This is a genomic window from Paractinoplanes tereljensis, from assembly GCF_016862435.1.
GTDB classification, from domain to species: Bacteria; Actinomycetota; Actinomycetes; order Mycobacteriales; family Micromonosporaceae; genus Actinoplanes; species Actinoplanes tereljensis.
The window spans coordinates 22,175-34,242 of sequence record NZ_BOMY01000036.1 but is presented as its reverse complement, the minus strand read 5'-3'; the positions used below and the strand labels follow the sequence as shown (position 1 = coordinate 34,242).

Genomic DNA, 12,068 nt, shown 5'->3' with positions numbered 1-12,068 from the left:
CAACCGACGGCGTGTCCTCACACTCGGTGCCGCACTGGGTCTGGCGACCGTGGCGGACCCCACCAAGGCCTGGGCCTGGTCCTCCGCCAACTCGATCGCCGCCACCGACACCATCACCGACCCCTGGTCCGTCTGGGACGACGCCACCGACCCGCTGGTCGCCTCGCTGCTCGAAAACGGCCAGATCCCGGCCGTCAACACCGCGTTCGCCGCGTGGGTCAACAACGGCGATCCGCTGCCGGCCGGACTGCCCGCCAACCTCGCCGCCTACCTCCAGCAGGTCAACACCCTGCCGTCCTGGGCCGATCCGGCCAAACTGGCCCGCGCCGCCCAGTTCAACAAGCGGATGAGCATGTACCTTTTCCTGCTCTACGGTCTGGGCAGCGGCATCATGAGCACGGTCATCCCGCGCGAGGCCCGCAACGTCTACTGGTCGGCCGGCGGCGCCGAAATGCAATCAAGAGCCGCCAAAACCTTTACGTACGGGTACGACCTGGCCGCCCTCGACGCGTTCCTGCCGACCGGGCATTTCGTGGTCACCTCGAACAAGACCCGGCTGACCCACGCCGCCGTGCGTCACCTGCTGCCGCAGTCCCCGCAGTGGCGAGCGGTCACCAACGATCAGGACTTCATCCCGATCAGCAACGGCGACATCCTGGTCACCTTCCACAGCCTCGGCACCTTCGTGTTCGGCAAGCTGAAGGCCTGGGGCATCAAGATCTCGGCCGCCGAGGAGGACGCGTTCCTGCACCAGTGGCAGGTCGCGCTGCACCTGCTGGGTGTGCGCGACGACTTCATCCCAGCCAGCTGGGCCGCCGCGAAACAGCAGTCGGCCTACGTGCTGACCCCGATCATGGCGCCCACCCCGGAGGGCATCAACCTGGCCGACGTCCTGCTCGGACTGGTGGCGCAGGTCGATCTGGGCGTCACCAAGGGTTTCCAGCGCGAGTTCGCCCGGTACCTGCTCAGCGACAAGGTCGGCGACTGGCTGAAGCTGCCCCGCGACCTGATCTCGCGCAGCGTGATCGAGCTCGGCTGGCCGACCTACGTCGCGTTCCGCGAGGGCTTGTCGCCGATCATGCCGACCACGTTCTCGATGTTCGACCAGTTCGTCCGCGGCCTGGCGATGCTGTTCCTGAACAACGGCACCTCGCCCAGCTACACCCCGATCACCATTCCGACCGGGAACCGGGCCGCCTAGACAGTCAGGGCGCTGGTGACCAGGGCGGTGACGGTGTCCCGGTGGCCGGGGGTGTTCTGCCAGCGCAGAGCGCGCCCGGCCTCGACCACCACACCAAAGCCGGCGTGCACCAGCAGCCGGGCGCCGCGCGGGTCGAGGTCGGGCCGGGCCAGCCGCAACTGCTGTTCCCAGACCGCGATGTGCTCCCGCTGGGCGAGCATCAGCGGCCGCTGCCGGTCGGCCGGCAAACCCCGGATCTCGGCCTCGGCCACGCTGTTGAGCGCGTTGTGCTCGAAGCTGTAGGCCACGTACGCGGCGGTCAGCGCGACCACCGCCTGGCGCGGGTCGGCGGCCTGATCGAGGCTGCGGTCCACCGCCTGGGCCAGCAGCCCGGCGGCTTGCAGACAGGCGGCCACCAGGATGTCGACCTTGCCGGGGTAGTGCCGGTAGATCGCCGACGGGGCGAGCCCGACCGCCTGCGCGATCTGCCCGTTGGTGACGTTGGCGAACCCGTCCCGGGCGAACAGCGGGATGGCCGCGGCCAGGATCTCGGCCCGCCGGGTGCGCGGCACCGGCAGGGCCGGCAGCTCGACCAGGCGCGCGCTGCCGGCCGCCGCGCCCGGATCGGTGGCGACCATCCGCAGGGCCGAGGACAGCAGTAGGTCCTCGATGCGGCGCTGGGCGATCGAGGTGTGGTGCATGGTGATCGAGCCGATCGCACCGAGCGCGGCCACCGCCCGCAGATGCTCGCCGCCCAGCGGGTATTCCTGCCGCACCTTCTCGGCCACCCGGTCCACCACCTGCGCGAATTTCGTCCGCAGTTGCCGGCGGTCGGCGCGCTCGAGGTAGCGGGCCTCCCACCGGTACAGCCCACCGGACGCGCGGTGCGCGACGGTGACCCGGACCAGCGCGGCCAGCATGTCGGGCAGGGCGGCGTCGGGCGGTGCCTCGTCGAGCGCCCCGACCAGCCGGTCCACCATCAGGTCGGCGCACGCGGCGAACAGCGCGTACTTGTTCGGGAAGTGCCGGTAGAGCGCGGCCGCGCTGATCCCCACCCCGGCCGCGATCTCCTCCATCGACGCCGCGTGATAGCCCCGCTCGCTGAACACCTGGCCGGCCGCCTCGATGATCAGCTGCTTGCGGTTGGGCGGTCGGGTCGCGGCCGCGGAGGTGGGCGAGCGCAGGACCATGGGCGCTAGTCAATCACGCGCGCCGGAACAGGTCCGCCTCGAACCGGTACGCGTCGCCGCGGTACTTGTTGTGGCCGATCAGCACCGGGGTGCCGTCGGAGGTGTAGGCGACCTCGTCGCCGACCAGCACAGGCGCACCGGCGGCGATGCCGAGCAGCCGGGCCAGCTCGGCGTCGGCGCTCTCCGCCATCAGCGTGTAGGCGCTGCGATGCACCTCGATGCCGCAGCGCTCGCGCAGCACGTCGTAGAGCGAGACGTCGGTGAGGTCGGCGGTGGCCAGCGCCGCGGCCCGGTTTTCCGGGACGACGACCACGTCGAAGCAGACCGGGGTGCCGTCCATGCCGCGCAGCCGGTCGACCTCGACCACCGGGGAGGCCGGCGCGATGCGCAGCTTGGCCGCCTCGTCCATGCCGGCCGGGCGAACCTCCTGGCGGATCACCCGGGCGGTCGGGCGCAGGCCGCGGGCCCGGGCCATCTCGGTGAAGGACTGCAGCGTGCTGGGCGGCTCGCCGATGACCTGGGTCGGCACGAACCAGCCGCGCTGGGCCGAACGCTGCAGGATGCCCTCGGACTCCAGCCGGCTGAGCGCGAGCCGCAGGGTGGCCCGGCTGACGCCGAGTTGGGTGGCCAGCTCTCGCTCGCCGGGCAGCCGGGAACCGGGCGCATAGCGGCCCACGGTGAGGTCGCGCGCCAGCTGTTCATAGGCCTGCGTCGAAGCGGTACCGGTCATCACGCCAGCAGAGTACCAGTTAGCTCGATGGTTGGACCAGTTGCGATTTGTGGTTCAGCACTGGACTAACTGGTATAGGAACGCTTAGTGTCCTGAGTCACGGGCCTCCGGACGCGGCCCAAGCGACCCAACGGAGTGTGAAATGCGCGTTCATAAAGCAATCGGGGCAGTCGCAGCGAGTTTGATCTTCAGCATGCTGGCGGCCTGCTCGCCGGGCAGCGGCTCGACCGACAAGGCCGAAACCCCCTCGACCGTCTCGACCGATGTCGCCGCGGCCGGCACCGTCACCCTCAAGTTCACCGACTTCTGGGGCGGCGCCGAAGGCGAGTGGATCAAGCAGGTCATCGCCGACTTCCAGAAGAAGTACCCGAACGTCACGATCGACCGCACGACCGAGGACTGGGGGCAGCTCAACTCGACCCTCAACCTCCAGCTGCAGGACGACGGCGGGCCGGACATCGCGACCGCCAACAACGGCTGGCAGTCGCTCGGCACGCTGGCCAAGGGCGGCCTGGTGGTCAACCTCGACGCGTACGCCAAGGCCTACGGCTGGGACAAGAAGGTCCCGACCACGATCGCCCGGCAGAACCAGTTCAGCACCGACTTCAAGACGATGGGCTCGGGTTCCTGGTTCTCCACCCCGATGGCGCGTACGTCGCTGATCGGTCTGTACTACAACGCCGACAAGCTCAAGAGCCTCGGGATCAACCCGCCCGCCTCGCTCGCCGACCTCGAGGCGGCCGCGGCCAAGGCCAAGGCGGCCGGCGAGGTGCCCTTCGAGTACGGCAGCCTGGACAGCTCGACCACGGTGCTGCTCGGCGTGCAGGCGCTGCTGGCCGACAAGAAGAAGCTCAACGACTACATCTACGACACCCCGTCGGTGAAGGCCGCCGACGTCGGGATGACCGAGGCGATCACGCTGGTCAAGAAGTGGGCCGACGCGGGCTACTACCCGAAGAACTACCAGGGCATCGACTACCAGACCGCGGTCGCCAACTACGTCGGCGGCAAGGGTGTCTTCCGCTGGGAGTACACCGGCTCGCTCGGCCTGAACGCCGCCCAGCAGGGCCACTACGGGTACGTGCAGCTGCCGCAGGCCAGTGGTAGCGGAACGGTCGGCGTGGGTGCCGCGCCCGGTGCCATGGTGGTCTCGGCCAAGAGCAAGCACCCGGACGTCGCGGCCGCTTTCCTCGACTACATGATGTCGGCCGAGACCGGTCAGGCCGCGGTGGACCGTGGTCTGGTGCCGGCGCTGTCGCCGGACGCCAAGGCCCCGGCCTCGTCGCTCAGCCTCACCGGGGAGTCGGCGGCCGCCGCCAAGCTCGACTCCGACGACGGCTACGTCCCCTACTTCGACTGGTCCAGCCCGACCATGCTGGACACCATCGGCGCGAACCTCCAGCTCGTGCTGGCCGGCAAGATGACCCCGGACAAATTCACCGAAGCCGTCGACAAGGACCGCGACGCCTTCCTCGCCCAGCAGAGCTGACGTGTCCACCTCCGCGACCAAAACCGTCGTCCGGCGCCGCTCGTTGCGCCGCCGGACGCGGTGGGTCGGCCTCGGTTGCGCGGCCCTGCCGCTCGGCATGTACGCGCTGGTCGTGCTCGTCCCGCTGGCGCAGTCGTTCCAGTACTCCTTCTTCAAATGGGACGGCGTCACCGCGTCGACCTGGGTGGGGTTCGACAACTACGTCTCGTTCGTGACCGACCCGGTGCTGCGGTCGACCTTCGGCCACGTACTCGTATTGATCGGCTTCTTTGCTCTTCTGCCCATCGCCCTCGGCCTGTTGTCGGCGGCGTTGCTCACCCGGGCGAAGCAGCCCGGCATGGCGGTCTTCCGCTGGATCTTCTTCCTGCCGCAGGTGATGACGACAGTGGTCATCGCCCTGGTCTTCAAGCGGATCTACGCCCCGGACGGTCCGCTCAACCAGGCCCTGCGAGCGGTCGGCCTCGACTCGTTCGCCAAGACCTGGCTCGGCGACTTCACCTGGGCGCTGCCGGCCCTCGGGCTGATCGGCACCTGGGTGACCTTCGGGTTCTGCATGGTGCTGTTCATCTCCGGCACCTCGGCCATCGCGCCCGAGCTGTACGAGGCGGCCCGGATGGACGGCGCCGGCCCGGTCCGCGAGTTCTTCGCGGTCACCCTGCCCGGGCTTCGTGGGCAGATGGCGGTCGCGCTGACGCTGACCATCACCGCCGCGTTGCGCACGTTCGACCTGGTCTGGATCACCACCCACGGCGGTCCGGGGACGTCGACCCTCACCCCGGCGGTCGCGCTCTACAAGGCCGCCTTCCAGAACCCGCAGGTCGGGCTGGCGGCCGCGATCGGCGTCGTGATGGCGGCCATGTGCCTGGTCATCGCGGTGGTCATCACCCGGATCTCGGAGAGGGACTGACGATGATCTCCAAGACGGAACGTGTCGTGAACTACGTCGTCCTGACGTTTCTGGCGCTGCTCGTGCTCTTCCCGATCGGGTCGTTCCTGCTGTCCGCGCTCAGCCCGGACCGCTCCGGCAAGCCGGTCGGGGTCGGCGACTTCGCGTGGGGGAACTTCGCCACCGCGTGGCGCGACGCCGACTTCTCCCGGGCGATGGCGGTCTCCATGATCATTGCGGTGGTCGTGGTGGCCGGGCAGGTGCTGCTCGGACTGCTCGGCGGGTACGCCTTCGGCGTCCTGGGCGTGGTGGGCGACAAGGTGCTGTTCCCGATCGTGCTGCTCGGCATGATGATCTCGCTCGAGGCGATCATCGTCCCGCTGTACTACCAGTTCCGATCGTTCGGACTGACCAACACCATTCCCGGCATCATCCTGATTCACCTCGGCATGGGCGTACCCTTCGGGGTTTTCTGGATGCGCGCGGCCTTCCGCGCCCTTCCGCGCTCGGCCTTCGAATCGGCCGAGATGGACGGCGCCGGACCGCTGCGGATGCTGCGGTCGATGGCCGCACCGATGGCCAAGCCGGCCATCTACACGCTGATCCTGCTCAGCTTCATGTGGACCTGGAACGACTACTTCCTGTCCCTGGTGTTCCTGCACGGGGACAACCAGACGGCGACCGTCGCGCTCGGCGTCTTCCAGGGCAAGTACGTCACCCAAATCAACCTGATGGCCGCCGGCGGCCTGATCGTCGCCGCGCCCGTCCTCGCCCTCTACGTCGTGTTCCAGCGCAAATTCATCTCCGGAATGCTGGCCGGCGCGATCAAGGAGTGAAGTCGTGTCCCTTCAACCCATCGTCCTGCCGGACGCCGACGCGGTCGGCGAAACGGTCGCCGCGACGATCCTCGATCGCCTGGCCGCTATCGACAGCCGGCCGTTCCTGCTCGGTTGTCCCAGCGGCCGTACGCCGACACCGGTCTACCGGGCCCTGGCCCGGCACGCCGCCCGTGGCGTGGACCTGTCCCGGCTGGTCGTCGTCATGATGGACGACTACGTCGAGCCCGACGGGCTGCGCCGGGTGGACCCCTCGCTGCCGTACTCGTGCCTGGGTTTCGCGCAGCGCGAGATCGTCGCCCCGCTCGGGCAGGAGATCGAGATCTGGGCGCCCGACCCGGCCGAGCCGGAACGCTACGACGAGGCCATCGAGGCGGCCGGCGGGATCGACCTGTTCCTGCTGGCGACCGGGGCGGGGGACGGGCACATCGCGTTCAACCAGCCCGGTACGCCGCGCGACGCCCGCACCCACGTCACTTTGCTGGGTGAGGCGACCCGGCGCGACAACATGGGCACGTTCCCGTCGTTCACCAGCCTCGACATGGTCCCCACCCATGGGGTGACCGTCGGCATCGACACCATCGCGGCGCTGTCCCGCGAGGTGATCATGATGGTCAGCGGCTCGCACAAAAACTCGGCTTTTCAGCGTATTAAAGCTGCTAAAGCCTACGAATCGGACTGGCCGGCCACGATCGTCGTCGAATGCAAGAACCCCACGCTCATCGCCGACCGCGCAGCATCTGAAGGGAAATGACAGTGGCATCCATCAAGCTCGTCTACATCGGCGGCGGGTCGTCTCGTGGCGCCGGCACCATGGCGTCGATCCTGGCGCACGGCAAGGAATTCGACGGCTCCGAGATCGTCATCCAGGACGTCAACCCGGACCGCCTGCACGCGGTGGAGACGATCGCCCGGAAGATCGCGGCGGCCGACGGCCTGGACATCAAGATCTCGTCGACCACCGACCGGCGGGCCGCACTGACCGACGCCGACGCCGTCCTCGCCAGCTTCCGCCCGGGTGACTTCGCCGCCCGCGCCCTCGACGAGCGGATCCCCCTGAAGCACGGCGTGATCGGCCAGGAGACCCAGGGACCGGGCGGGTTCTTCATGGCCCTGCGCTCGATCCACATCTACGAGGACATCATCCGCGACCTGGACGCGGTCGCACCGAACGCGGTCATCTTCAACTACACCAACCCGGTCAACATCGTGTCCCAGGCGGTCACCCGATTCACCGACCGCACGATCTGGTCGATGTGCGAGGGACCCATCGTCTTCCCGAAGACCGTGCTGCGGGCGGCCGGCCTCGACCCGGCGCGCGCCAACATCGTGATGGCCGGGGTCAACCACAACTGCTGGTCCTACGAGCACACCTACGACGGCCAGGACCTGATGCCGCTGCTCGACGCGGCCTGGGAAGCCCGGAAGGACGACCCGACACTCTCCGTGCACGCCAAGCGGATGCTGCGGCTCGCGGTCACCATGCGTTCGGTGCCGGCCGACTACTTCCAGTACTACTACTTCCGCGAGGAGGTGCTGCGCGAGCTGCAGGGCGCCCGCACCACCCGGGCCGAGGACCTGCTGGCCGCGCTGCCCGGGTACTGGCAGCACTACGAGGAGCAGACCCAGGTCGAGGTCCCGACCCTGGACCCGACCCGCTCGCGGGGTGGCATTCACGAGCTCGAACTCGCGATCGACGTGATGAGCGCGTACTACAACGACCGCAGCGCCAAGCTGCCGGTCAACCTGCCGAACGTCGGGGGAGCGCTGCCCGGCTTCGACGACGACGTCGTGGTCGAGATGTGGTGCACGGTCGACGGGCAGGGCGTTCGCCCGCTGCCGCAGAAACCGCTGCCGCATGCGGTTCGCGGGCTGGTCCAGCAGCTGGCCGAGTTCCAGTACCTGGCGGCCGACGCCGCCTGGCAGGGCAACCGGGCCGACGGGATCCGGGCGCTGGCCGCCAACCCGATGGTGCCCACCCTGGCGGTGGCCGAGGAGCTCTACGACGAGATGGCCTACGCGCACCGCGCGTACCTCCCGGAGCGCCTGCTCAAGTGACCGCCTATCTGGCGGTCGACGCCGGAAATTCCAAGACGGTCGCCCTCGTGACCGACGGTGAGGGCGCCGTCCTTGGTCGCGGCCGAGGCGGAAACGGCGACATGTACGGGGCGGTTAGCGTGCCTTCCGCTCTGGAAGCCGTTTCCGGTGCCGTGTCGTCTGCGTTGGCCGGCGCCGGAATCACAGCGGGAGACGTCGCCTCGGCAGCTTTCCGGATCGCCGGCGTCGACTATCCGGAGGACGCGGTGTTCTGGGACGACCAGCTGCGTTCATCTTTTCCCGGCTTGACCTGTTTGAGCGTCAAGAACGACGCGTACGCCTCGCTGCGGCTGCTCGACGGCTCGGGCGTGGCCGTGTCGATCACCGTCGGCACCGGCCCCGCCGTCGCCGCCCGGGCCCGGGACGGGCGCGAGGAGCACTCCGGCTTCTTCGTCTTCGACCACCTCGGCGGCGGCGGGCTCGGCAACGCCGCCGTGCGCGCGGTCTGCCAGGCCTGGATGGGCATCGGTCCACCCACGTCCCTGACTGCCGCCATGTGCTCGTTCTACGAGGTCGCCGACGGCTGGGAGCTGCGCCACGAGTTCACCCGCCGCTTCGGGGCGCGACCCGCGACCGACCTCTGGAAGGCCGCCCGGCTCGTGCTGGCCGAGGCGGAGGCGGGTGACCCGGTCGCCCGCGACATCGTCCAGACGCAGGCCTCGGCATTCGTGCGCTATGCCGATTGGTGTGCCCGGCGGGTCGGCGTCGAGCTGGCCAGCGGTGAATTGCCGGTGCTGCTCAACGGGTCGGTCGCCACCTCCGAGCACCCCGCGATGCGGGTCGCACTGTTTTTTGAGTTGGGCCGGGTCGCGCCGGCGGCGCGCGTCTTCGTCGCCGACGCGTCCCCGCTGAGCGGGGTCGTTCTCGACGCCTTGGCCGAGGGTGGCCTCGACATCGGACCCGACCTGCTCACCCGGGTGCGCGACGAGCACCCGCACGACTTCCTCACCACCTGAAGGACTCCCGATGAACTTCGACATCTCGGCGCTGACCCTGGCGGAGAAGGCGTCCCTGCTCTCCGGCCACGACGACTGGTACACCGAGACCATCGACCGGCTCGGCATTCCCGCCATCGAGGTCGGCGACGGCCCGCACGGGCTGCGCAAGGAGACCGGCGTCGACATGGTGTGGGTGCCCGCCACCGGGTTCCCGACCGCGTCCGCGATGGGCGCCTCCTGGGACCGTGACCTGGTTCGCCGGGTCGCCGGGGCGATCGGCGAGGAGGCCCGCGCCGAGGGCGTCCAGGTCGTGTTGGGGCCGGGCGTCAACATGAAGCGGTCGCCGCTGTGCGGGCGGAACTTCGAGTACTTCGGCGAGGACCCGATGCACTCCGGTGAGCTGGGTGCCGCGTACGTGCGCGGGCTGCAGGAAACCGGCGTGGGTGCCTCGCTCAAGCATTTCGCCGCCAACAACCAGGAGATCGAACGCACCCGGATCTCGGTCGAGGCCGACGAACGTACGCTCCGCGAGATCTACCTGGCCGCGTTCGAGCGGGTCGTCACCACCGCCGACCCGTGGACCGTGATGTGCTCCTACAACCGCCTGCACGGCGTGCACGCCTCGGAGAACCGCTGGCTGCTGACCGACGTGCTGCGCGACGAGTGGGGCTACCAGGGATTGGTCGTCTCCGACTGGAACGCCGTCCACCACCGGGTCCGCGCCCTGGTCGCCGGCCTCGACCTGGAGATGCCCGGCACCGGCGGGGTGACCGACGCGGAGATCGTGGCCGCCGTGCAGTCCGGCGAACTGGCCGAGAGTGTCGTGGACGCGGCCGCCCGGCGGGTGCTGACCCTGGTCGCCCGCACCTACCCCGGCCCCGACCTGGTCAACGGCCCGGTCATCGACCTCGGAGTGCCGCCCGGCCGCCGGCTGACCGCCGAGCAGCTGGCCCTCCTGCGCGCCGACGAGCACCACTCCTTGGCTCGGGAAGCCGCCGCCGGGTGCGTGACCCTGCTGCGCAACGAAAACGCGGTGCTGCCGCTGGCAGACGACGGCCGGGTAGCGGTCATCGGCGCGTTCGCCGCCCATCCCCGGATCCAGGGCGGCGGCTCGTCCGGGGTGGACCCCACCCGCGTCGACAACGCGCTCAACCTGCTCGGCGACGTCGCTTACGCCCCCGGCTACGTCCACACGCCGAAGGACGCCTACCAGGACGACCTGGATGCCTACCTCGCCGCCCACGACGCCGAGTTCGTCGACGACGGCACCGGCCCGGCCCGCCGCTCGGCCACCCTGGCCCGCGCCCTGCGCCTGGCCGCGGCAGCCGAACGAGTAGCCGCCGGCCCGCTCTCGGCCCGAGCCACCCAGCTGATCGACGACGCCGTCACCGTGGCCGCGGACGCCTCGACGATCGTCGTCTTCGCGGGCCTGCCGCTGGCCTTCGAGCAGGAGGCCGACGACCGGACCACATTGGCGCTGCCCACCGACCAGGTCGCGCTCATCGAGCGGCTGGCCGACCTGCGCGACCGCACCGGCGCCGCGCTGGTCGTGGTGCTGTCCAACGGCGCCGCGGTAACCATGGACCCGTGGCACGACCGGGTCGACGCCATCGTCGAGGCGTGGCTGCCCGGCCAGGCCGGCGCCGGCGCCGTGGTGGACGTGCTGCTGGGCCGGGTGAACCCGTCCGGCAAGGTCAGCGAGACGTTCCCGCTGGCGGCCGAGGACACCCCCGGTTACGTGACCTGGACGGGGGAGCGCGGCACGGTCCTCTACGGCGAGGGAGTCTTCATCGGCTACCGGTGGTACGACGCGCTGCGCCGCACCGTGCGCTACCCCTTCGGCCACGGCCTGTCCTACACCACGTTCGAATACTCGGACCTGGAGGTTTCCGGCGACACCCGGGTCTCTTGCACGGTCACGAACACCGGCGCGGTCGCCGGCCGCGAGGTAGTCCAGCTCTACGTAGGCGACCCCGACGCCGCGGTCCGCCGCCCGGTGCGCGAGCTGCGCGGTTTCGAGAAGGTCGCCCTGCAGCCCGGCGAGAGCACCCGAGTCACTTTCGACCTGGTAAGCCGCGACTTCTCCTACTGGGACGTAGCCACCGACCGCGGCGACGGCCGATTCGGCGCCTGGCGCCTGGAAGGCGGCGAGTTCGTGCTCGAGGTAGGCGCCTCGTCCCGAGACATCCGCCTGCGCACCACCATCAACCTCCCCGACGACCCCGACGTCGCGCCCCTGGTGCCGGACGAGGACCTGCTGGGCCTGGCCGGCTCCCGCTTCACACAGGGCTATCGCTCTTAGGAACGGTCCGTTCAACGGTCTTCTCGATGAGCCCCCAGGCAAAGAGGCTGGCCACGGTCAGGGGCACCATCACATACCACTTCCCAAGCACCCCGAAGTCCTCCGACCGCCCCATCGTGTGCAACACGCTGAGCATCGCAAGCGGCACACAGGACGCCCCGATCAGCACCCGCCGCAGCCAGACCGGCGTCTGCCGGGCGGGGGTGTCGAGGCCGCCGGCGGTCGCTGTGCTTTCCATGCTCTCCGTGCTCTCCAAGCTCTCCATGCTGGAAAGTCTGGCAGTCGGCGGCCCGCCGGCGGATCTGCCCGCAGTCGGAAAACGATCTATAACCTCGGGTATAGGCGGCCCAGCACTTGACCTTCCCCCTCCGGGAAGGCCCAACCTTGGCGCATGGACAACTTGACCGCCCTCGCCGGCGC

Annotated in this window: 11 protein-coding genes; 8 read left to right on the top strand and 3 right to left on the bottom strand. The window is 69.6% G+C overall.

All coding sequences use genetic code 11. From position 1 onward, the window contains the following. Positions 1-49: 49 nt before the first annotated feature. Positions 50-1,201 carry an oxygenase MpaB family protein gene (locus Ate02nite_RS27910; protein ID WP_239147748.1) on the top strand — a complete coding sequence of 384 codons (1,152 nt, stop codon included), beginning with the start codon at positions 50-52 and terminating at the stop codon, positions 1,199-1,201. On the opposite strand, the gene Ate02nite_RS27905 is transcribed toward Ate02nite_RS27910, so the two are convergent. Next, a complete protein-coding gene (locus Ate02nite_RS27905; protein ID WP_203810781.1) occupies positions 1,198-2,370 on the bottom strand; it encodes a TetR/AcrR family transcriptional regulator in 1,173 nt (390 codons plus the stop codon). The genes Ate02nite_RS27910 and Ate02nite_RS27905 overlap by 4 nt on opposite strands. 13 nt (positions 2,371-2,383) lie before the next feature. Continuing rightward, positions 2,384-3,100, bottom strand: coding sequence for a GntR family transcriptional regulator (locus Ate02nite_RS27900; protein WP_239147752.1), 717 nt, complete (start codon positions 3,098-3,100; stop codon positions 2,384-2,386). Between the two features lie 193 nt (positions 3,101-3,293). On the opposite strand from Ate02nite_RS27900, the gene Ate02nite_RS27895 reads away from it, so the two are divergent. From Ate02nite_RS27895 to Ate02nite_RS27865, 7 genes are read left to right on the top strand one after another with little or no spacing between them, the layout of a single operon-like run. After that, entirely contained in the window at positions 3,294-4,589 is a 1,296-nt protein-coding gene (locus Ate02nite_RS27895) for an ABC transporter substrate-binding protein (protein ID WP_203810777.1), read from the top strand. Position 4,590: 1 nt separating this feature from the next. Continuing rightward, positions 4,591-5,496, top strand: coding sequence for a carbohydrate ABC transporter permease (locus Ate02nite_RS27890; protein WP_203810775.1), 906 nt, complete (start codon positions 4,591-4,593; stop codon positions 5,494-5,496). 2 nt (positions 5,497-5,498) lie between these two features. After that, positions 5,499-6,311: a carbohydrate ABC transporter permease gene (locus Ate02nite_RS27885; protein WP_203810773.1), complete on the top strand. Its 813-nt coding sequence runs from the start codon at positions 5,499-5,501 to the stop codon at positions 6,309-6,311. Positions 6,312-6,315: 4 nt separating this feature from the next. Next, positions 6,316-7,065 (top strand): 6-phosphogluconolactonase, encoded by a 750-nt coding sequence (locus Ate02nite_RS27880; protein WP_203810771.1) that lies wholly within the window; start codon positions 6,316-6,318, stop codon positions 7,063-7,065. Next, on the top strand, positions 7,062-8,369 hold the full coding sequence (locus Ate02nite_RS27875; protein WP_239147747.1) for a family 4 glycosyl hydrolase: 1,308 nt from the start codon (positions 7,062-7,064) through the stop codon (positions 8,367-8,369). The genes Ate02nite_RS27880 and Ate02nite_RS27875 overlap by 4 nt, the downstream gene beginning before the upstream one ends. Further along, positions 8,366-9,364, top strand: a complete 999-nt coding sequence (locus Ate02nite_RS27870) for an N-acetylglucosamine kinase (protein WP_203810769.1) — start codon at positions 8,366-8,368, stop codon at positions 9,362-9,364. The genes Ate02nite_RS27875 and Ate02nite_RS27870 overlap by 4 nt, the downstream gene beginning before the upstream one ends. A 10-nt stretch (positions 9,365-9,374) precedes the next feature. Then, positions 9,375-11,648, top strand: coding sequence for a beta-glucosidase family protein (locus Ate02nite_RS27865; protein ID WP_203810767.1), 2,274 nt, complete (start codon positions 9,375-9,377; stop codon positions 11,646-11,648). On the opposite strand, the gene Ate02nite_RS27860 is transcribed toward Ate02nite_RS27865, so the two are convergent. Next, positions 11,626-11,913 (bottom strand): hypothetical protein, encoded by a 288-nt coding sequence (locus tag Ate02nite_RS27860; RefSeq protein WP_203810765.1) that lies wholly within the window; start codon positions 11,911-11,913, stop codon positions 11,626-11,628. The genes Ate02nite_RS27865 and Ate02nite_RS27860 overlap by 23 nt on opposite strands. Positions 11,914-12,068 lie beyond the last annotated feature (155 nt).

Excerpts from the sequence above, each read along its gene's own strand:
- Ate02nite_RS27905 (WP_203810781.1), bottom strand. The coding sequence starts at position 2,370 with ATGGTCCTGCGCTCGCCCACCTCCGCGGCCGCGACCCGACCGCCCAAC.
- Ate02nite_RS27900 (WP_239147752.1), bottom strand. The coding sequence starts at position 3,100 with ATGACCGGTACCGCTTCGACGCAGGCCTATGAACAGCTGGCGCGCGAC.
- Ate02nite_RS27895 (WP_203810777.1), top strand. The coding sequence starts at position 3,294 with ATGCTGGCGGCCTGCTCGCCGGGCAGCGGCTCGACCGACAAGGCCGAA.
- Ate02nite_RS27885 (WP_203810773.1), top strand. The coding sequence starts at position 5,499 with ATGATCTCCAAGACGGAACGTGTCGTGAACTACGTCGTCCTGACGTTT.
- Ate02nite_RS27875 (WP_239147747.1), top strand. The coding sequence starts at position 7,062 with ATGACAGTGGCATCCATCAAGCTCGTCTACATCGGCGGCGGGTCGTCT.
- Ate02nite_RS27865 (WP_203810767.1), top strand. The coding sequence starts at position 9,375 with ATGAACTTCGACATCTCGGCGCTGACCCTGGCGGAGAAGGCGTCCCTG.
- Ate02nite_RS27860 (WP_203810765.1), bottom strand. The coding sequence starts at position 11,913 with ATGGAGAGCTTGGAGAGCACGGAGAGCATGGAAAGCACAGCGACCGCC.